Origin of the sequence: Mucilaginibacter achroorhodeus (assembly GCF_007846095.1) — a bacterium.
Lineage (GTDB): Bacteria > Bacteroidota > Bacteroidia > Sphingobacteriales > Sphingobacteriaceae > Mucilaginibacter > Mucilaginibacter achroorhodeus.
The window spans coordinates 283213-303255 of the sequence record NZ_VOEI01000001.1; the positions used below are offsets into that span (position 1 = coordinate 283213).

Here is a 20043-nt window from a genome sequence, read left to right on the forward strand (position 1 = left end):
AAAAAAACAATTACAACTTAAACTATAATAAAGCGTATAAGTCTATTGCAAGTAGTAACTATTAAAACTACTTTTTGTTAAAATTTGTTAAAAGTATTATTTATCTGTATCGATTTTAAGTTGGTACTAAGTTTATTTATACTTTTGCGAAACGTGTATCATACATATGGTGAAAAGGTCTACTTATATTAATTCCTGGTTAACTGTAATTGTGCTTGCAATAGCGGTTAACTTTGCGATTGCAAGAGGAGTTAATGCACAAAAGAGCGATTCATCATATTTGCGGGCGGTTCGTGCACGCCAAAACAAGTCAATTCTAAAAACAGGTTTACATCTTGCATTACCGCCGCTTAAGCCTGCCGCTACATCAAGTGCGAAGATCAATCTGCCGCGCGCAGATGATAAACTGTTAACCAACGTGCAGGTAACTACACTGGTAACCGATGTTATCAACCTAAAATATACGCTATCGCGCAACGCTACCGTAAATGTTAAGATAATGGATGTTTTAGGTAATGATGTGCTTACGCTTACTTCGCAGCGTGTTGAGACCGGCGATCAAAACTTTACCTTTAGTGTTGCTAATAAACTACAAAAGGGCTTTTACTTTTTGCGCATTGTTGTTGGTAACGAAACAGTGAACAGGCGTATTTCTGTAGTTTACTAATCACCCAATTCTTCCCTTATTCTTTTTCTGTTTCAATCTTAGGATTTACCTCGCATAGTTTATAATTTGCGTGCCTATGAAAATAATTGCCATTGGCCGCAACTATGCAGAGCATGCAAAAGAGCTGAACAACCCGGTACCAACTACCCCGGTGATATTTATGAAACCGGATACAGCGCTTTTAAAGGATAACAAACCATTCTACCACCCCGAGTTTTCGCAGGATGTACATCACGAGATAGAACTGGTATTAAAGGTGAGCAAAGAAGGCAAACACATCAGTGAAAAATTTGCGGGCAATTATTTTGAGGAGATAGCCCTTGGGGTTGATTTTACCGCACGTGATATTCAATCTAAACACAAAGAAAAAGGCCTGCCATGGGAGCTTGCCAAAGCTTTTGATGGTTCGGCACCGGTGAGTAATTTTGTACCAAAGGCAAACTTTGCCGATATCTATAACATCAACTTCAGCTTAAACATTAACGGCGAAACGCGCCAGCAAGGCAACACCAAAGATCTGCTTTTCTCGTTCGAGCGAATCATTGCCTTTGTATCCCAATACATCACGCTAAAAAAAGGCGACCTGATATTTACCGGCACGCCGGAAGGTGTTGGTAAAGTTGCCATTGGCGACAGGCTCGAAGGTATTTTAGAGGGCGAAAAGCTTTTAGATTTTTATGTTAAATAAGAACACAACTATTAAAAAGATGTCATTTCGAACGAGGAACGAGGAGAAATCTTCTACACACGACACTTACGAAATAGAAGATTTCTCCTCGCTGGCGCTCATTCGAAATGACAGCATTACGATCATTAAAAATCGAAGTAAAACTTTAGTCCTTGGTATAATGGTGCTTATTGCATCAATAAGCGCCAGTGCGCAGGATATTATCCAAACCAGGCAATACCCTAAAGACCAGTTCCGTTACCCGCTTGACCTGCCACCATCTACCGCAGGTTCTTTCGGCGAATTGAGGCCGAATCATTTTCACTCCGGGTTAGATTTTCGCACCAACCAGCGTATAGGCTATCCTGTGCATGCGGTTTATGACGGATACATATCGCGGGTGCGCATCCAGTTCGGTGGCTTTGGCAAAGCCCTTTATATCACCCATCCAAACGGATACACCTCGGTTTACGGCCACATCAACAACTTTATGCCCGAGGTGGAGAAATACATCCACGACTGGCAGTACAAAAATCAAAGTTACGAGGCCGATATCGCCATACCAGCTGGTGTATTCCCTGTTAAAAAAAGCGATGTAGTTGCCATATCAGGTAACGAGGGCGCATCTGCAGGCCCACACGTACACTTTGAATTACGAGACACTACAACACAAGAGACCATCAATCCGCAGCTCTTTGGCCTAACCATCCCTGATGAGATACCGCCAACCATTACGGCACTGGGCATATATCATCTTAACGGCAACCCCTTCAGCGATAAAACGCCTAAAGAATTTTTGGCCGTTGGTGGCGCAGGCAACAGCTATCATTTGCTGAAACCGCAGGTGTTAACCCTTAGCGGCAACACAGGTTTCGGTATCTCGGTTACGGACAGGAATAGTGCATCAGCCAATAAAAACGGCATTTATTCAATTGAGATGAAGCTGGATGGCACAACCATGTACACTTTCTCGGTAGAGCGTTTCGCCTTTGATCAAACCCATGCTATAAACGCCTACATCGATTATCCGGCCTTTCTCACCTCCCGCCGCTGGATGCAGAAATGCTTTATCCTGCCGGGCAGTCGCATCACGCTTTATCCTCAATCCATTAACCGGGGTATCTTAGCGTTTAACGATGATAAACTGCACGACGTTGAGTTTGTGGTTAAAGATGTGGCAGGTAATACTTCTACATTGAACCTGAAGGTGCAGTCTAACACCTCGTCGGCCAATCTTGCTCCGGCTAAACCGGAGGGAACATTGCTGCATTACGATAGAGAGAGTAAATTTGTCAACAATAAGGTTAAGGTGATTATTCCGGCGGGTAACCTATATGATGATCTGGACTTTATTTACTCAGAACTACCCGCTAAACCGGGCGCATTTTCTGCTACTCACCGCCTGCACAACAAGCTTACACCTATACACGATAGCTTTGATATTTGGATAAAACCAGATGCAGACCTGGGTGCCAATGCTGAAAAGGCTGTGATAGTAAACGCCGCAACGGGCGCTATCCCAAGCACCTGGGAGAACGGCTGGGTAAAAGGTTCGGCACGTGCCTTTGGCGATTATTATATAAAAATAGACACGGTAGCGCCAATCATTACACCTATTAATATCCGCAACGGCGCAAACTTAGGTGCTATCAAGGCGATCAAGCTTAGAATGAGCGATAACCTATCGGGCATTAAAAGTTATGCCGGTAAAATAGATGGAAAATGGGTACTGGTTGAACGTAACTTTAAAACCAAGATATTAAGTTATACATTTGACGGTAGCATTTCCCCGGGCAAACACACTTTTGAGTTTACTGTTATTGATGCTAAAAACAACACATCTACATTTAAGGCAGATTTTAACCGATAGAAAACATGGCAACCCAACTTAAAGCCGGCGACAAAGCCCCGGATTTTACCGCAAACGACCAGAATGGCAACCCTGTTTCATTGTCTGATTACAAGGGTAAAAACGTTATACTCTATTTTTATCCAAAGGATGATACCCCTGGCTGTACGGCCGAATCATGCGATTTTAGAGACAACTATCAATCGCTTGCAGGTAAAGGCTTTGAGGTGATAGGTGTAAGTGTTGACGATGAAAAATCGCACAAAAAGTTTGAAACCAAATATCAATTGCCATTTACGCTGATAGCCGATACTGAACACAGCATAGTTGAGGCTTATGGCGTTTGGGTTGAGAAAAATATGTACGGAAAAAAATATATGGGTACTGCCCGCACAACTTTTGTGATAGATGGCGATGGCATAATTACCCATATTATTGAAAAGGTTGATACCAAAGCATCATCACAGCAGGTGCTTGAACTGCTGGGCAAATAACCGTAGTTAAAACATATCTCAAACAAAAACGCTTTATACTTATTAAAGTAGATTAAAATTCAATAAATGGCCATACAGGCAGAAGACGAAGAAATTTTAAGCAAGTTTAGGGACGAGAAAACCCGCAACGAGGCTTTTAATATATTGCTGAAAAAATATCAGCAGAAAATATATTGGCACGTGCGGCGCATGGTGATAGACCATGATGATGCCGATGACATTACGCAGGATGTTTTTATAAAGATCTGGAAAAACCTGCCCGGTTTCCGTAATGATGCACAATTGTACACCTGGATGTACCGTATAGCTACCAACGAGTGCATCACCTTCTTAAATAAAAAGAAACAAAAAAATAACGTCTCACTTGACGATGTGGACTATGAACTGTCTGATACTTTATCAAGCTCTGATCAGTTCAGCGGCGATAAAATACAAATGAAGTTACAACAGGCCATTCTAACACTGCCCGACAAGCAACGCCTGGTTTTTAACATGAAGTACTTTGATGATATGAAGTACGAAGAAATGAGCGAGGTTTTAGGCACAAGCGTTGGTGCACTAAAAGCGTCATATCACCTCGCAGTGAAAAAGATAGAGAGCTTTATACTATCAAATGATTAATTTTTAATTTAGTATTAAACCTTTTGAAAGTAAAGTCATCTATAAGGATGTATGAAAAGCGATATGGAGAATAAGGAATGGGCAGGTGAAGAAATGTCACTTCAACGGTTTTCGAAAGAAACGCCGTTTGCAGTGCCAGCCGGCTATTTTGAAGAGGCCGGTCAGCGCATATTATCCCTGGTGAACATTGAGGGTTTAAAAACTGATGATACGGCACAAGGCTTTGCCGTGCCTGCAGATTATTTTGAGAATTTAACTAACAATATCCAAAGCAGGATAAATATTGAGGCGGCGGCAGATCCAAACGAGCCGTCTTTTGCTGTTCCGCAGGGATATTTTGACCAGCTTAGCGCTAACATACAAAGCCGCATTGCCATTGAGGATGCAGCAAACAAAGAAGATATTGGCTTTACTGTGCCTGCCGGATATTTTGATAACCTGCAACAACAGATAAACAGCCGTATAGCGGTAGAAATTTTACAAAAAGAACCGGTGTTTGAAGTACCTGAAAACTACTTTGAAACACTGAATAAAAATATACTGGCTAAAACTACGGGCGTTGGCCGCGAAGAGGTTATCCGTAAAACCATTGTACGTAAACTTTGGGCTTCAAATACCTTTAAGTATGCAACAGCTGCTTGTTTAGCTTTGATAATTGGCGCCGGTGCTTTTTTAAGGAATGCACAAGTACCACAACCGGTTGAGCATCAAAGAAGCTACCTGCATTCGCAACTGTCGCAAATACCGGCAGATGAGATAAAGGACTATTTAGAGCTGCATATAGACGCAAGCGATAATCGCCAGCTGTTGGAGAATGCCAACGAAGAACAAATAAATACAGATGCCCTGTCGCAAGATTTACAGGACTATTTGGATGTTAACTAACATGAGTAAGCTTTTAAAATACATATTTATTGGTGTACTGGCAGTAGCCGGGGTTGATGCTTTTGCACAGGTGAACAGTCTGCGTGCGGGTTTCCGCAGCCAGGCGGCACCTAACGCACAGTTTAACCGCCCGCGTACTGGTAAAGGCCAGAAAATATTGGCTGCCCGAAATAACTTTATAGGGCAGCAGTTAAACCTTACCGGTGACGAAGCGCGTAAGTTTTGGCCCGTGTATAACCAATACCAACAAGACCTTACTGCAGTACGGATATTAAAGCGTGCAAACAACTCTACCGCTGCTGCAAACGGTACCGAACAGGTAGATAAAGAAATAGCTTACGAAAAACAACTGGTTGAGATACGCCAGCGCTACCGCGATGAGTTTATGAAGATCCTGCCTCCCGAAAAGGTGAGTCTTTTATACAAAAGCGAACGCGAGTTTACAGATGAACTGATTAAACAACTAAGCGAACGCAGCATCAGGGCGGGAAATTAAATTGTTAGAAGGTTGGAAAGTTGTAACGTTTGAAAGGTTACTAACTTGAACAAAACAAAAAAGCAGTGCACAAGCGCTGCTTTTTTGTTTATACCGCAGCCCTAAACTTTACAACTTATCTATCTTTGCAAATTACAACTAAAGAATATGCTCACCCTTCGCCAACTTTTTCTTAACAACAACGCCCAAACCACTCACTTCCCGCTACTGCTGGAATTTGACCGTGCCGAAGGTGTGTATATCTATGAAGAAGGCGGCAAAGGTTATATGGATCTTATCTCCGGCATTGGCGTAAGTAACCTGGGCCACAGCCATCCTAAAGTTGTGCAGGCTGTGAAAGACCAGGCAGAGAAATACATGCACCTGATGGTATATGGAGAATATGTACAAACCCCGCAGGTGCGCTTTGCTGAAAAACTGGTGAGTATTCTACCGGAATCGTTAAACTCCGTCTACTTCACCAACTCAGGCGCCGAAGCTGTTGAAGGAGCTATCAAACTTGCTAAGCGCTACACCGGCAGTCCAAATGTATTAGCGTTTAATAACTCGTACCATGGCAGCACACATGGTGCACTCAGTGTTATGGGTAACGAGGAGTTTAAACAAGCCTACCGCCCGCTGCTGCCCGGCATCGGCTTTATACGATTGAATAACCATGATGATCTGGAACTCATCACTCATCAAACTGCCTGCGTTATCCTCGAAACCATACAGGGCGAGGCGGGTATCAGGCTTCCGGACTACGAGTGGATGCAAGCGCTGCGCAAGTGCTGTTCTGAAACAGGTACGTTGCTTATATTAGATGAGATACAGGCTGCACTTGGTCGTACGGGGAAATTGTTCGCCTTTGAGCATTTCGATATCGTTCCGGATATTTTGCTGATGGCTAAAGCCTTGGGCGGCGGCATGCCCGTAGGTGCGTTTGTGTCATCGGTAGAGATCATGTCGGCATTTAAAGAGAATCCTATCCTCGGGCACATCACTACTTTTGGCGGTCACCCGGTATCATGTGCTGCGGGGCTGGCAGCTTTAGATGTTTTGCTTGAGGAGAACCTGATAGATGATGTTGCGGAGAAAGAAGCAATTATCCGCCGCGAATTGCAGCACCCGGCTATAGAAGAGATACGCGGCAAGGGCCTTATGCTGGCTGTGGAATTTGAAAGTTTTGATACTAATAAGAAAATCATCGACACCTGTATACAAAATGGTGTAATTACAGACTGGTTTTTGCACTGTAGCAACTCCATGCGCCTTGCACCGCCTTTAATTATTACGATAGAAGAGCTTGTTAAAGCTTGCCAGATCATTGTGCAGGCCATCGCCCAACATACAGAAGATTAAGCAGTTATCGCCTTAACAACTATTAGTTTTACCTTTACGCTATCAAAAATGCTTCAATAAATGCTGTAAAGGGCTTTTATTGATGTTTATGGTATACTTTATGCATATAGGTTAATGCCTGCGTAAATTGATCCGCTGTATGGCTATAATAGCCTTATTTAAGGTCAGCAGTGCACAGTTTTCGGGTCAATTAGTGTTTTTAACGCATCTTGACAACTAAGCAATAAATAACGGACCTCTACATACACTATGAAAATCGCTTATATATCAACCTATCCGCCGCGAGAATGTGGTATTGCTACCTTTAACCACAACTTAATGAACGCCATTAATGCTAACTTCCCGGACAGGAAGGACCCGCTTGATGGTGGTTATGTAGTTGCACTAAATGATTCTGAGGATCTGCAAGAGTACGAATACCCATCGCACGTTAAATTCGTTATCCGTCAAAATCATCAAAAGGATTATATCCGCGCAGCATCTTACATCAACACCAGTAACGTAGAAGCAGTGATATTGGAACACGAGTTTGGCATTTACGGTGGAGAGAGCGGCATATATGTATTACCGTTGATAAACCGTTTAGAGAAACCACTTATCTCTATACTGCATACGGTTTTAAAAGACCCAAGCTACGTACAGCGTATCGTTATCCGCGAGATTGCCGAGCAGTCATCAAAGATCATTGTAATGAGCAAACGCGCAGTGGAGTTTTTAACCACCATATACGATATACCTGCAGAGAAGATACAAATAATTGAGCACGGCGTACCTGATGTTGAAGCACCAGAACCAAACCCGGTTAAAAGCTTGAGCCAGTTTAAGAACCGCCGTGTGATGTTAACATTCGGTTTGTTAAGCCGTAACAAAGGTTTAGAAACGGTTGTTAAGGCACTACCCAAAATTGTAGAGAAACACCCGGATGTGATGTATGTGGTATTGGGTAACACCCACCCGGGCGTTATTAAAAGCTCGGGCGAGGAATACCGCGACCACCTTAAAAGTTTAGCTGCTCAATTGAAAGTATCGCAACACCTGGCATTCATCAACAAGTTTGTTGCCGAAGATGAATTGATCAATTACCTTACCGCAGCAGAGGTATACGTAACGCCTTACCTCAACGAAGCGCAAATTACCAGCGGTACATTATCATACGCCGTTGGTGCAGGTGCAGCGGTAGTTTCAACCCCATACTGGCACGCAACTGAATTGTTGGCTGATGACCGTGGTCGTCTGTTTGATTTTAAAAACTCAGATGCTTTAGCTGACACAATTAACGAGTTATTGGGCGATGATGCACAACTGAAAGAATTAAAACAAAACGCCTATGAGTACGGCTTGCATCTACGCTGGCCGGTAATTGGTGCCGAGTTCATCAAAGTAGCACAAGAGGCTTCTGCAAGGCACGACTTTAGCGACAAGATATTAAAAAACAGCATCGTTGATCCTGAGATATTACCAAAGTTCAGTTTAGCGCACGTACTGCGTTTAACTGACGATACCGGTATCGTTCAGCATGCCAAATACGGTATCCCTAACTTAAAAGAGGGTTACTGCCTTGATGATAACGCCCGTGCGCTGATAATGGCTTTAATGGCCTACCAGCGTAACAAAAGCAGCGAAGCTTATCGCCTGCTCCCTATCTACCTGAGCTATATTCACTACATGCAAACGGATGACGGTAACTTCCGTAACTTCCTAAGCTTTGATAGGCGTTACCTGGATGAGATAGGTTCAGAGGACTCATTTGGCCGCACCATCTGGGCTTTAGGTCATTTGATCAGCTGTGCTGCAAGCAACTCTTACCGCGAATTTGCTTTAGAGCTTTTTCATAAATCATACACTCACTTTAAAGCACTTAAACATATCCGCGGCCAGGCAAATACCATTATCGGTATTGCTTTGTACCTGCAGGTTTATCCAACCGACGAAGGTATGGTTGCTGAGTTGATACGCCTAACCCAACCGTTATTGGATGCTTATGACAATACCCGTTCTGATGACTGGGAATGGTTTGAAGAAAGCATGACCTATGATAACGCTATATTGCCTTTAGCGCTCCTACATTCTTATGAAATTACGGGCAGCCCTAAAGCTAAGGAAGTAGCAATGAAAACCATGGCTTTCCTTGATCAGTTGACATTATCAAACGGTTACTTAAGCCCAGTTGGTAACGATGGCTGGTACTACCGCGGCGGTACATTCCCTACTTTCGATCAGCAAGCTATCGAAACTATGGCCATGGTGTTAATGCACTTCCAGGCATACCAAACATTCCGTAAGCCTGAGTACATTGAGAAAATGTTCCTGAGCTACAAATGGTTCCTGGGTGAGAATACGTTGCGGGCACCGCTCTATGATCACGAAACAAAAGGCTGCTGCGATGGCTTGTTGCCTACCGGTATCAACCGTAACCAGGGCGCAGAAAGTACGCTTGCCTACATGATATCGCACCTTACAGTGCTTAAAGCTTTTGAACTGGAGTACGAGTACAATAAATTGGAACAAAAAGTTAAGATCTGCTAACAAAAATGAAAGCAGCGATTTTAGCTCCCGTTGCCTGGCGCACACCGCCCAGGCATTACGGGCCGTGGGAGCAGGTTGCTTCTAACATTGCCGAAGGTTTGATAAAGCTTGGAGTTGACGTTACCCTTTTTGCTACCGGCGACTCCATTACTGCAGGCAAACTGGATGCAATTTGCGAACAAGGCTACGAGGAAGACCGAACGCAGGATGCTAAGGTGCTCGAGTGTTTGCACATCAGCAACCTGATGGAAAAAGCGGGCGAGTTTGATATCATTCATAACAACTTTGATTTTTTGCCGCTAACTTATACCGGGCTTATCGCTACGCCGGTTATTACCACTATACATGGCTTTTCTTCGCAGAGAATAATACCCGTTTATAAAAAGTATAATAAGCGCGGGCATTATGTATCTATAAGCGATGCAGACCGCAGCCCGGAGTTGGAATATCTGGCTACGGTTTACAACGGTTTAGATACAGCTGATTTTAAATTCACTGAGGCACCGCAGGATTACCTGCTGTACTTTGGTCGTATTCATCATGATAAAGGCGCTGCAGAAGCCATAGAAATAGCTAAGAAGGCAAACAAGCGATTACTCATAGCTGGTATCAAGCAAGATGAGAACTACTGGCGCGAAAAGGTTGAGCCACACTTAAATGAGCAGATAGTTTATGTAGGCTCAGCGGGCCCCGAAAAACGTAACGAACTTTTAGGTAATGCCCTTGCCCTTCTCCATCCTATCAATTTTGCCGAACCATTCGGCATGAGCGTGGCAGAATCTATGTTGTGTGGCACGCCTGTAATTGCCTTTAACAAAGGATCAATGCCGGAACTTATTCAACATGAGCAAACAGGCTTTTTAGTGGATACTATAGATGAGGCAGTTGAGATGATCAACAGCATCCCATCTATCAACCGGCAATACTGCCATGATTGGGCGGCTTCAAAATTCTCAAAAGAGAAAATGGCTGAGGATTATTTTAAGCTGTATCAGCGGATCTTGGGATAAGATATCCAAACAAAAAAAGCCAAAAGCCGCACTCCGCAACTTTTGACTTTTTAATTTTGAATTTTGACTTAAAACTACAACATACCACCATCAACAGGGATAACCTGCCCGGTGATGTATGCCGCCATATCTGATGCCAGAAAAACGCAGGCATTGGCTACATCGTCAACCTCGCCGGCACGTTTTAATGGAATGTTTGCTTCCCAGCCTTCAACCACTTTAGGGTCTAATACGTCGGTCATTTCGGTACGAATAAAGCCCGGTGCAACCACGTTGGTGCGGATGTTGCGCGAACCTAATTCTTTTGCAACCGATTTTGAGAAACCAATGATACCCGCCTTTGATGCCGCGTAATTAGCCTGACCAGCATTACCCTGCACACCAACTACCGAGCTCATATTAATGAACACACCTTTGCGTGCTTTCATCATAATTTTTGAAGCGGCTTTGGTAACGTTGAATATCGATTTAAGGTTTACATCTAATACTTCGTCCCACTGGTCTTCGGTCATGCGCATCAGCAAGCCATCTTTAGTGATACCGGCGTTATTTACCACAATATCTAAACCACCGAAATCGGCAACAATATCATTTATAAGCTTGTCTGCTTCATCAAACTTAGATGCATCGCTGCGGTAACCTTTTACTTTAGTACCAAAGCTTTGCAGTTCCTGCTCTAAGGTTTGTCCCTTTTCAACAGATGACAAATAAGTAAAAGCTACATTGGCACCATGTTCAGCAAATTTTTCGGCAATTTTGCGGCCTATCCCTTTTGAAGCACCGGTAACCAGTGCGGTTTTTCCTTCTAACAATTTCATAATTTAAGTATGCTTTTTATGAGTGCGTGAAGATAGGCAATCTATATGAAACCCAAAAAACTGTGAACTTCTTGCAAATAAATTTATGTATATTAGGTTTAACCAATTATCACCCTTATGGCACGTGAAGAAAAGATCAGTTTTCGCTATAGCTTGATCAACAGCCTGCTATACGCTTCTTTTTTTGCTATCCCTGTGGTTTGGCTGGGGATAGACCTTTATGATTACTTTAGCGTTGGCAGCGTTAGCGGCGTATTTGTGATGAGCATATTTTTTGCGCTCTTCATGGTTTACGCAGCTTTTACCACCTACAAATACGTTATACCGGCGTTTAAGAAAAGTACTGCCTTAGAGATAAACCAGCAAGGCATTATTTATTACCCGCAAAACGTAATTATAGAGTGGACTGACATTACCGACCTGAGGCTTGCCAATAATACGCAAGGTTTCTCTACCCTGCATTGTTATTACAACCTTTTTAATGGCCGCGAAACTTGCATCAAAATGTCGCTAACCTGGGTAGATTGCGACGACGAGGATGTTTTTGGTATTATTGAAGCCAATTTAGAAGAACGCAACTTCAAATGGCAACACCACGCAACATAAAGCTATCTTTTACCTAATGGAGGACAAAATAACGTACCGCTATAGTTGGAGTTATTGCTTAATTAATTATGGACTTTTAGCATGGGCTTTATATCTCATAAGCAGTCCGTTTTCTAAAGCACTTTCAAAAAATATTGTAGATGAATTATATTATGGTACAGCAGTGCTTACACTCATCACTATCTTTTTATATATAACTATAAGGTACACTATTCCTATGTTGAGAGGAAAAATAGCTTTCGAGATAAATCAAATAGGCGTTGTAGACCATTCGCAAAATTTTATTATTGAATGGGGTGATATAACAGATATCAAGCTATCACAAGGCAGATCAGTTACCGCGCTGTACTTTTATTTTAAGGGGCCAAATGGTTCTCATGATAGCGTCTGGACTCGACTGAACTGGGTCAATGGGGAAGCGAAAGAGATTTACGATATCATCGAAGCCAACCTTGAAGACTGCAAGCCCAACTGGCACACCAGCCAGACTTAGAAGTTATACGTAAGCATTAAATTGGCCGATACCGCACTGAACCCCTTGTAAACCTCTGTACCGGTTTGTGTATTTGAGTTAAAGCCGGTAAGGTTTAAGCCATACCTACCTTCAATACCGATGGTGATATTACCGGCGCTTGCAAAATTAAACCCAAGTTTTGGACCCAGGTAGTTTAAAGATGAATTGCCCGAAAATGAAAACTGGTTTCCGGCATCATCTTCAGTGTAAAAAGACTGGCTTATAAATACCGACCCGGCATTGATACCGCCATAAATTTCAACCGCATCGGTAATTGGCAAACTATAAGCTATACCCGCATATAACCCTATTCCGCGGAAATTACTGAAAGCCGTATATGCATTACCATAATCACTCTCGGTTACAAAAACGTCTTGTTTGGGTTTATACGAACGATAATCGGCACTGCCGGAGAAACGCCAGTTGTTTAAGCGCTTTATAACTGTTAAGCCGAAAGTAGGTGCAGCTTTGTAATAATCCCTGAGATCCTTATCAGGACTTTCGTAACCAAGGTTAATGGCTACACCCCAACCGTTCTCCCTATCAACGGTAGAGCCGCCACCACTGCTGCTATTGCTACCGCCAAGCAGGTCGCCGTCAGCATTCAGGCCAAGTCCCCGGCGTTGTGCGTTAGCCGGCAATAAGAAAAAGGTGCTTAACATTAAGATAATGAAAGAGGCCCGCAGTGCAGTTTTCCTTGGGGAATTAGGGTACATGTTGTGATAAAGAATAGTTTAAATGTTGCCCTAAGATAATGAAAACGTTGAGACTGTGAAACACAGGATTAAGAATTACAAACTCTCCTGATACTCCTTCTGCAACTCCAATAAACAACCAGCGCACAAGCAGCCATCATACAGCTCGCTTACGTACTGTACCTCATTTATACTTAACTGCACAGTACTGCACTGGCATTTGGTGTAGGCGTTGGCCTTACACTCAAACGGCTTGCTGCAGCGTTCGCAATGGAGTATTTCGTGTTTGGCGGAGGTGAGCATATTTTTAGCCGGAAGTTGGGAAGACCGAAAGTCCAAAAAGCCGGAAAATCGATCAATAAAAAAGTCCGAAAGCAAAGATGAGAAAACATCTTTTAACTTTCGGACTTGTGCGGACTTTCTGACTTTCCGACTACTTAATTTTATTTATATTGATATTAGGCGAAATTATGCAGAACAGGTAACACAGCCTTCTTCCATTGAACAGGTTGGGCCGGCCGGCATTTCCTCTTCGCTGGTATTACCAACAACTTCCGGTATAACGGCTTCCATATTTTTACCACCCTGGTTCTCAACTGTAAATTTAACCGCTTGTGATGCAGCTTGCGTACGCAGGTAGTACATACCTGTTTTAAGGCCTTTCTTCCATGCATAGAAGTGCATTGAAGTTAGTTTAGATGCATTTGGCGAATTAATGAACAAGTTAAGCGACTGCGACTGGCAGATATAAGCACCCCTATCGGCTGCCATATCAATGATGTTACGCATTTTAATTTCCCATACTGTTTTGTACAGTTCTTTGATATCGGCAGGTATTTCGGCAATATCCTGAATAGAACCATTTGCGCTGATGATCCTGTCTTTCATGGTGTTGTTCCATAAGCCAAGGTCAACCAGGTCTCTTAACAAGTGTTTGTTAACGATCACAAACTCTCCGCTTAATACACGGCGGGTGTATATGTTTGAAGTATATGGTTCAAAACACTCGTTATTACCCAAAATTTGTGATGTTGAAGCTGTAGGCATCGGCGCAACTAATAATGAGTTACGTACACCGTGGTTCATTACATCCAGGCGCAGGTTCTCCCAATCCCAACGATCACTTGCCGGTTTAACATCCCACAGATCAAACTGGAATTTACCTTCTGATAAAGGTGAACCTTTGAAAGTTTCATAAGCACCGTCTTTTATAGCCAGGTCTTTAGAAGCCGTCATTGAGGCAAAGTAAATGGTCTCAAAGATCTCTTTGTTCAATTGTTTTGCTTCTTCGCTCTCGAAAGGTAAACGTAACAGGATAAAAGCATCAGCCAAACCCTGTACACCTAAACCAACCGGGCGGTGGCGCAGGTTTGAACGCTCTGCCTCTACTACCGGGTAAAAATTATGATCAATGATCTTGTTAAGGTTTAACGTTGCCTGGTAGGTAACATCATATAATTTCTGATGATCAAACTTACCATCGATAACAAAGCGTGGCAATGCTAAAGAAGCAAGGTTACAAACCGCTACCTCATCGGCAGAAGTGTACTCGATAATTTCGGTACAAAGGTTTGAGCTTTTTATAGTACCCAGGTTTTGCTGGTTTGATTTGCTGTTAGCAGCATCTTTGTACAGCAAGTAAGGCGTACCGGTTTCAACTTGTGAATCTAACACGGCAAACCAAAGCTCTTGTGCTTTGATGGTTTTACGTGCGCGTCCTTCTCTTTCATATTTAGTATACAAAGCTTCAAACTCGGCACCAAAGCAATCAGCTAAACCAGGTGCTTCATGCGGGCAAAACAGGCTCCAGTCCTCGTTTGCCTCAACACGCTTCATGAACAGGTCTGATACCCAAAGGGCATAGAACAGGTCACGTGCACGCATTTCCTCTTTACCGTGGTTCTTACGCAGATCCAGGAATTCAAAGATATCTGCATGCCAAGGTTCAAGATAGATAGCGAAAGCGCCTTTACGCTTGCCACCACCCTGGTCAACGTAGCGGGCAGTATCGTTAAACACGCGCAGCATTGGGATAATACCGTTGCTCGTACCGTTTGTACCGCTGATATATGATCCTGTTGCACGCACATTGTGGATGCTTAGGCCAATACCACCCGCGCTTTGCGATATTTTGGCGGTTTGTTTCAATGTATCATAAATACCCTCAATACTGTCATCCTTCATGGTTAACAGGAAGCATGATGACATTTGAGGTTTTGGTGTACCGGCGTTAAATAAAGTAGGCGTTGCGTGCGTAAACCAGCGCTCGCTCATCAGGTTGTATGTTTTGATTGCGCTTTCGATATCCTCTTTGTGGATACCAACAGATACACGCATAAACAAATGCTGAGGGCGCTCGGCAATTTTACCGTCCAATTTTAACAGGTATGATTTCTCAAGCGTTTTAAAGCCGAAGTAATCAAAACCGAAGTCGCGGTCGTAGATAATGCTGCTATCCAGGATATCTGCATTTTTTTGGATAATCTCGTGTACATCATCAGCCAATAAAGCAGCGCTTTTGCCTGTCTTAGGGTCAATGTACTCATAAAGGCGTTTCATGGTCTCAGAGAACGACTTCGTGGTATTTTTGTGCAGGTTTGATACCGCAATACGCGATGCAAGCAAAGCATAATCAGGGTGTTTGGTGGTTAATGATGCTGCTGTTTCTGCTGCAAGGTTATCCAACTCTGATGTGGTAACCCCATCAAACAAACCTTCAATTACTTTTTTCGCTACATCAATTGGATCAACCAGCTTGAACCCGTAGCACAGCTTCTCAATACGAGCTGTGATCTTGTCGAACTTAACCGACTCTTTTCTGCCGTCTCTTTTTACTACAAACATTTTTTTACCGCCTCCTTATTTACCCGGCCGCCCGCCGGATGGTTTAAGTTTATATATTAATTATTCTTGTTCTCTTTTTTCTGAACCTTGATCTGCCTGATTAGTGGATTTCATGATTTTCTTTTCCTAATCTCTAATCACAAATCTCTGGTCTCTACCCTTAAAAATCCTCGTCTAACGAGAATGATTTGCTTTCGGCACTATTCATTACACCGCTTTTTTGATAATCACCAACACGTTTTTCAAAGAAGTTGGTTTTACCCTGCAAGCTTATCATCTCCATAAAGTCGAACGGATTGGTTGCGTTATACACTCTATCGTAACCCAGCTCTACCAACCATCTATCGGCAACAAACTCGATGTATTGCTGCATCAGTTTAGCGTTCATACCTATCAGGTTTACGGGCAATGCATCGGTAACAAACTCTTTTTCAATTTCTACAGCATCAGTGATAATAGCTGTTGCAGCTTCTTTACTCAGCTTGTTCTCCAGCATGCTGTAAAGCAAACAAGCAAACTCACAGTGCGAACCTTCGTCACGAGAGATCAGCTCATTACTAAAGGTTAAGCCCGGCATTAAACCGCGTTTCTTTAACCAGAAGATAGAGCAGAAACTACCTGAGAAGAAGATACCTTCAACAGCGGCAAATGCTACCAAACGCTCTGCAAACGAACCGTTGTTTATCCAACGCAGCGCCCACTCTGCTTTTTTACCTACGCAAGGCACGGTTTCAATAGCGTGGAACAAGCGGTCTTTCTCAACCGGATCTTTGATGTAAGTATCTATCAGCAATGCGTAGGTTTCTGAATGGATATTTTCCATCATGATCTGGAAACCATAGAAACAACGCGCCTCCGGCAATTGCACTTCGCTCATGAAGTTCACTGCAAGGTTTTCATTTACAATACCATCGCTGGCAGCAAAAAAGGCAAGTACGTGTGATATAAAGTGTCTTTCGCCCGAGTTTAGGCTTTCCCAGTGTTTAAGGTCATCAGAAAGATCTATCTCTTCTGCTGTCCAGAAACTGGCTTCAGACTTTTTGTACATTTCCCATATTGCCGGGTACTTTATCGGCAGGATAACAAAGCGGTCTTTGTTCTCTTTTAACAGTAATTCGGTTTCCTCTTGCATTGCCTCTTTATATTATTTTAATAGCTCCGTTACGCGTTCATTTTCAATTTACCTACGTGACAACAGCAGACAGGTTTACCATGGCGAGTTATAAAAAATTAGCAGTCGACATCGACTTGCGCATATTACTCACTCAATTTCAAACCCCTCTTGCCTTCTTCAACTTGTTATTAGTTGCACGTTCTAAACCACATACAATATGGTTCATTTTTCAAATTTGCCAGTAGGTAACCGGCATCATAGATAGTACTTGAAAGAACTTGTAATTCAAAGATAGGGCATCAGGCAATTCCGAGATAGTCTAAGTTCTTAACATCACCTATAAGTTGTCCACAATCGGCAAGATGACATTGAGATTATTGTAAGTGCTTTAAAATTTTAAGCATCTAACCATCAACTTATTATAGCCTACCACAACAAAAAATATTGTTTATCAAAACAAAAATACATCGGCATTTGTGCGATTTCCACACGTTATAAACAACCCTAAAACTCAAAGGTAAAAGGCTCTAAAAACGCGCTTTTTCAAGCACTTATCTGCACCAATTTTTTTTCCGTTTTCTTAACAACAATTAATGTGGAAAAAGAAAAATCCCCACCGGTTTTTACAACCGTGGGGATGATATTAATGTCCCGGTGATGTGATTATTTCTTTAATTGTTCTATCGGCACAAATTTCATGGAGATAGAGTTTACACAATGGCGGGTGTTTTTAGGGGTCATGTACTCTCCCTCAAAAACGTGGCCCAGGTGGGCACCGCAATTAGCGCATACGATCTCTACTCTTCTGCCATCAGCATCGCGTACGCGTTTTACCGCGCCCGGTATCTCATCATCAAAACTTGGCCAACCGCAAAAAGATTCAAATTTATCTTCTGACTGGTAAAGTGGCGTATCGCAACGTTTGCACACATATACGCCTTGTGCTTTATTATTAAGCAGGTCGCCGGTAAATGGGCGCTCGGTGCCTTTATGCAGTATTACGTATTCTTCTTCGGGGGTTAATTGATTATATGACATTTTTAGTTACTGAATTATGGAGTGAGTGAATGAGCGATTTTACTACCCTCGCTCACACATAAATATACGACAAATGCTCCGCTAAGATTGTTTCGTAAAAGGATGTTTACAAAGGGTTGACGGAGGGTTATTTTACGTAAACGTCATTGCGAGGAACGAAGCAATCTCTACACAGGACAAGCGAACTGTAAAGTTCGGAGATTGCTTCGTTCCTCGCAATGACGCGAATAATGTTACCTCACAACTGTAGTTTACTCCACCAACCCAATGTGATACTCCTGTATCAACGGAGGGTTCTCCGGTGTAAGCGTAAATGATACTTTAATATTAGCTTTTTCACCTGTAAGGATAAAATAGCCACGTAGATTATTTTCAGGTACCACATCCCCCACGCTAACGATCTTACCGGCTTTGGCAAATATTGCAGTTGCCTCGGCTTGTAATTTATCAGGGAAGTAATCAAGGAAAAAGTTATCGGCAAAAATGCCGGTTGCTTGTGCGTTACTCCAACCGGGTAGTAGCTTCACCAACTCGTCACGTCGTTGGGTAAGCACTTTTGACGAAGGCAATTTACGGGGTTGGATTTTAGATAATTGAAGCAATGTATCTAACACCATGTTGTTTAGTTTGCCGGCACTTGAATAAGTAAGGTTGGCAAAACACATAACGCCAATGCCATACTCGGGCATGATATTCCATTGGCTGCCAAAGCCGGGCAAGCCGCCGGTGTGGCCGACAAAAACTCGTCCTTCGCAGTCTTTAGCCCATCGCAATCCGTAAGCATATGCCGAAACAGAAGCGCAAGGTTTAGACGGATTAAGCGAATATTGATTAATATAATTAACATCCCATGGGTAATGCATCTCGCGGATGGAACTACGCTTTACCGGACCTTTTTCCGCATCATCCCGAGGCGGCCAGGCATCCATATGCAGGGCCATGTACTTGCTAAAATCTTCAATAGTAGTGATTAAACCGCCCATGGCCCCGTAAGCGCCATCATGCAGCAAAGGTTGCTCCACCCACTGCCCATCCAACCAGCGGTAACCATGCGCAAGTTTATCTTGGGGTACATTATTATACTCCCAGTAAGTATGGGTCATACCGAGTGGCTTAAGGATATTCTCGTTGATATATTGTTCATAGGTTTTGCCACTAACCTTTTTAATGATATATCCTAAAGTGGCAAACCCCAGGTTACTGTACTCATAACCCTGACCAGGATTATGAGAAAACGAGACACCTTTTTTATAAATATTGATCAGGTCCGCATCGCTTACGGCAAGCTGCCTGTCGCCCCACGGATTGTCTTCCGGGTAACCTGCCGAATGAGTTAACAGGTGGCGGATGGTTACCGGCGCAGCATCCTTGGTGAGATACTTGTTGTTCTTCATCTCCGGTATATAGAAATACGCCGGATCATCAAGTTTAAGCCTGCCCTCGTCGCGCAGCTTTAAAATTACCATGGCGGTGAAGCTTTTACTCATGGATGCAATGCGGAAATCAGATTGCGAAGAAACCGGTGTTTTAGTGGCAATATCAGTATAACCTACATTGCCGGTATGCACCAGCTTACCATCAACCACAATGCCGTAAGCAAGGCCTGGTATATGCATTGCTTCTGCCTGGTGTTTATAAACACTGTCGATAACGCTGTAAGTAGCTTCAATTTTCTTTAACCGGTCGGGGTCAGTAAAAGTGGCTGGCTTGTATTGAGCGAAAGCGCCCGACGAAACAAAAAGCGGCAGGTAAAAATATTTGCGCATAGATGAGGCTTTACATCTAATTTAATGATCTGACCCGGAATTAAAAGAATTTTAAAAATTCTTCAATTATCAATCTTCTAAAAACAAAAAAA

General features: G+C 42.9%; 19 protein-coding genes. 12 read left to right on the forward strand and 7 right to left on the reverse strand.

The window, feature by feature from the left end; all coding sequences use genetic code 11:
• Window positions 1-166 precede the first annotated feature (166 nt).
• The 10 genes from FPZ42_RS01335 (at window position 167) to FPZ42_RS01380 (ending at window position 10556) form a co-directional block, all read left to right on the forward strand.
• Complete coding sequence (locus tag FPZ42_RS01335) at window positions 167-667, forward strand: T9SS type A sorting domain-containing protein (protein WP_146268699.1); 501 nt, start codon at window positions 167-169, stop codon at window positions 665-667.
• Between the two features lie 76 nt (window positions 668-743).
• Window positions 744-1355 (forward strand): fumarylacetoacetate hydrolase family protein, encoded by a 612-nt coding sequence (locus tag FPZ42_RS01340; RefSeq protein WP_146268700.1) that lies wholly within the window; start codon window positions 744-746, stop codon window positions 1353-1355.
• A 19-nt stretch (window positions 1356-1374) separates the two neighbouring features.
• Window positions 1375-3204, forward strand: a complete 1830-nt coding sequence (locus FPZ42_RS01345) for a M23 family metallopeptidase (RefSeq protein ID WP_146268701.1) — start codon at window positions 1375-1377, stop codon at window positions 3202-3204.
• A 5-nt stretch (window positions 3205-3209) separates the two neighbouring features.
• The gene (gene bcp, locus FPZ42_RS01350; RefSeq protein ID WP_146268702.1) at window positions 3210-3677 is read left to right on the forward strand and encodes a thioredoxin-dependent thiol peroxidase; all 468 of its coding nucleotides are present in this window, start codon (window positions 3210-3212) and stop codon (window positions 3675-3677) included.
• A 66-nt stretch (window positions 3678-3743) separates the two neighbouring features.
• Complete coding sequence (locus tag FPZ42_RS01355) at window positions 3744-4298, forward strand: RNA polymerase sigma factor (RefSeq protein ID WP_146268703.1); 555 nt, start codon at window positions 3744-3746, stop codon at window positions 4296-4298.
• A gap of 63 nt (window positions 4299-4361) precedes the next feature.
• Window positions 4362-5183 carry a hypothetical protein gene (locus FPZ42_RS01360; protein WP_146268704.1) on the forward strand — a complete coding sequence of 274 codons (822 nt, stop codon included), beginning with the start codon at window positions 4362-4364 and terminating at the stop codon, window positions 5181-5183.
• 1 nt (window position 5184) lies between these two features.
• Window positions 5185-5679 carry a hypothetical protein gene (locus FPZ42_RS01365; RefSeq protein ID WP_146268705.1) on the forward strand — a complete coding sequence of 165 codons (495 nt, stop codon included), beginning with the start codon at window positions 5185-5187 and terminating at the stop codon, window positions 5677-5679.
• 147 nt (window positions 5680-5826) lie between these two features.
• Window positions 5827-7020: an aspartate aminotransferase family protein gene (locus FPZ42_RS01370; protein ID WP_146268706.1), complete on the forward strand. Its 1194-nt coding sequence runs from the start codon at window positions 5827-5829 to the stop codon at window positions 7018-7020.
• Window positions 7021-7269: 249 nt separating this feature from the next.
• On the forward strand, window positions 7270-9546 hold the full coding sequence (locus FPZ42_RS01375; RefSeq protein ID WP_146268707.1) for a glycosyltransferase family 4 protein: 2277 nt from the start codon (window positions 7270-7272) through the stop codon (window positions 9544-9546).
• A 5-nt stretch (window positions 9547-9551) separates the two neighbouring features.
• The gene (locus tag FPZ42_RS01380; protein WP_146268708.1) at window positions 9552-10556 is read left to right on the forward strand and encodes a glycosyltransferase family 4 protein; all 1005 of its coding nucleotides are present in this window, start codon (window positions 9552-9554) and stop codon (window positions 10554-10556) included.
• 74 nt (window positions 10557-10630) lie between these two features.
• Here the strand turns inward: FPZ42_RS01380 and fabG are convergent, their stop codons facing one another.
• The gene (fabG, locus tag FPZ42_RS01385; protein WP_146268709.1) at window positions 10631-11374 is read right to left on the reverse strand and encodes a 3-oxoacyl-[acyl-carrier-protein] reductase; all 744 of its coding nucleotides are present in this window, start codon (window positions 11372-11374) and stop codon (window positions 10631-10633) included.
• A gap of 117 nt (window positions 11375-11491) precedes the next feature.
• Here fabG and FPZ42_RS01390 point away from each other — a divergent pair, with 117 nt between their 5' ends.
• Together FPZ42_RS01390 and FPZ42_RS01395 are read left to right on the forward strand one after the other, a co-directional pair.
• A complete protein-coding gene (locus FPZ42_RS01390) occupies window positions 11492-11980 on the forward strand; it encodes a hypothetical protein (protein ID WP_146268710.1) in 489 nt (162 codons plus the stop codon).
• A 16-nt stretch (window positions 11981-11996) separates the two neighbouring features.
• Window positions 11997-12473, forward strand: coding sequence for a hypothetical protein (locus FPZ42_RS01395; protein WP_146268711.1), 477 nt, complete (start codon window positions 11997-11999; stop codon window positions 12471-12473).
• On the opposite strand, the gene FPZ42_RS01400 is transcribed toward FPZ42_RS01395, so the two are convergent.
• The 6 genes from FPZ42_RS01400 to FPZ42_RS01425 all read right to left on the reverse strand — a co-directional run bounded on the left by FPZ42_RS01400 (window position 12470) and on the right by FPZ42_RS01425 (window position 19951).
• Window positions 12470-13156, reverse strand: a complete 687-nt coding sequence (locus FPZ42_RS01400) for a hypothetical protein (protein ID WP_146268712.1) — start codon at window positions 13154-13156, stop codon at window positions 12470-12472. The genes FPZ42_RS01395 and FPZ42_RS01400 overlap by 4 nt on opposite strands.
• A gap of 129 nt (window positions 13157-13285) precedes the next feature.
• Window positions 13286-13492, reverse strand: a complete 207-nt coding sequence (locus FPZ42_RS01405; protein ID WP_146268713.1) for a cysteine-rich CWC family protein — start codon at window positions 13490-13492, stop codon at window positions 13286-13288.
• Window positions 13493-13657: 165 nt separating this feature from the next.
• Window positions 13658-16033, reverse strand: a complete 2376-nt coding sequence (locus FPZ42_RS01410) for a ribonucleoside-diphosphate reductase subunit alpha (protein WP_146268714.1) — start codon at window positions 16031-16033, stop codon at window positions 13658-13660.
• 160 nt (window positions 16034-16193) lie between these two features.
• Window positions 16194-17165, reverse strand: a complete 972-nt coding sequence (locus FPZ42_RS01415) for a ribonucleoside-diphosphate reductase small subunit (protein ID WP_146268715.1) — start codon at window positions 17163-17165, stop codon at window positions 16194-16196.
• 645 nt (window positions 17166-17810) lie between these two features.
• Window positions 17811-18185, reverse strand: coding sequence for a methionine-R-sulfoxide reductase (locus FPZ42_RS01420; protein ID WP_146268716.1), 375 nt, complete (start codon window positions 18183-18185; stop codon window positions 17811-17813).
• A gap of 251 nt (window positions 18186-18436) precedes the next feature.
• The gene (locus FPZ42_RS01425; protein ID WP_146268717.1) at window positions 18437-19951 is read right to left on the reverse strand and encodes a serine hydrolase domain-containing protein; all 1515 of its coding nucleotides are present in this window, start codon (window positions 19949-19951) and stop codon (window positions 18437-18439) included.
• Between the last annotated feature and the right edge of the window lie 92 nt (window positions 19952-20043).

What these genes read in the sequence shown, in the direction of transcription:
- FPZ42_RS01345 (WP_146268701.1), top strand. Translation starts at nt 1,375, where the DNA reads ATGTCATTTCGAACGAGGAACGAGGAGAAATCTTCTACACACGACACT.
- bcp (WP_146268702.1), top strand. Translation starts at nt 3,210, where the DNA reads ATGGCAACCCAACTTAAAGCCGGCGACAAAGCCCCGGATTTTACCGCA.
- FPZ42_RS01400 (WP_146268712.1), bottom strand. Translation starts at nt 13,156, where the DNA reads ATGTTAAGCACCTTTTTCTTATTGCCGGCTAACGCACAACGCCGGGGA.
- FPZ42_RS01415 (WP_146268715.1), bottom strand. Translation starts at nt 17,165, where the DNA reads ATGCAAGAGGAAACCGAATTACTGTTAAAAGAGAACAAAGACCGCTTT.
- FPZ42_RS01335 (WP_146268699.1), top strand. Translation starts at nt 167, where the DNA reads ATGGTGAAAAGGTCTACTTATATTAATTCCTGGTTAACTGTAATTGTG.
- FPZ42_RS01395 (WP_146268711.1), top strand. Translation starts at nt 11,997, where the DNA reads ATGGAGGACAAAATAACGTACCGCTATAGTTGGAGTTATTGCTTAATT.
- FPZ42_RS01390 (WP_146268710.1), top strand. Translation starts at nt 11,492, where the DNA reads ATGGCACGTGAAGAAAAGATCAGTTTTCGCTATAGCTTGATCAACAGC.
- FPZ42_RS01370 (WP_146268706.1), top strand. Translation starts at nt 5,827, where the DNA reads ATGCTCACCCTTCGCCAACTTTTTCTTAACAACAACGCCCAAACCACT.
- FPZ42_RS01365 (WP_146268705.1), top strand. Translation starts at nt 5,185, where the DNA reads ATGAGTAAGCTTTTAAAATACATATTTATTGGTGTACTGGCAGTAGCC.
- FPZ42_RS01355 (WP_146268703.1), top strand. Translation starts at nt 3,744, where the DNA reads ATGGCCATACAGGCAGAAGACGAAGAAATTTTAAGCAAGTTTAGGGAC.
- FPZ42_RS01380 (WP_146268708.1), top strand. Translation starts at nt 9,552, where the DNA reads ATGAAAGCAGCGATTTTAGCTCCCGTTGCCTGGCGCACACCGCCCAGG.
- FPZ42_RS01340 (WP_146268700.1), top strand. Translation starts at nt 744, where the DNA reads ATGAAAATAATTGCCATTGGCCGCAACTATGCAGAGCATGCAAAAGAG.
- fabG (WP_146268709.1), bottom strand. Translation starts at nt 11,374, where the DNA reads ATGAAATTGTTAGAAGGAAAAACCGCACTGGTTACCGGTGCTTCAAAA.
- FPZ42_RS01410 (WP_146268714.1), bottom strand. Translation starts at nt 16,033, where the DNA reads ATGTTTGTAGTAAAAAGAGACGGCAGAAAAGAGTCGGTTAAGTTCGAC.
- FPZ42_RS01420 (WP_146268716.1), bottom strand. Translation starts at nt 18,185, where the DNA reads ATGTCATATAATCAATTAACCCCCGAAGAAGAATACGTAATACTGCAT.
- FPZ42_RS01425 (WP_146268717.1), bottom strand. Translation starts at nt 19,951, where the DNA reads ATGCGCAAATATTTTTACCTGCCGCTTTTTGTTTCGTCGGGCGCTTTC.
- FPZ42_RS01360 (WP_146268704.1), top strand. Translation starts at nt 4,362, where the DNA reads ATGGAGAATAAGGAATGGGCAGGTGAAGAAATGTCACTTCAACGGTTT.
- FPZ42_RS01405 (WP_146268713.1), bottom strand. Translation starts at nt 13,492, where the DNA reads ATGCTCACCTCCGCCAAACACGAAATACTCCATTGCGAACGCTGCAGC.
- FPZ42_RS01375 (WP_146268707.1), top strand. Translation starts at nt 7,270, where the DNA reads ATGAAAATCGCTTATATATCAACCTATCCGCCGCGAGAATGTGGTATT.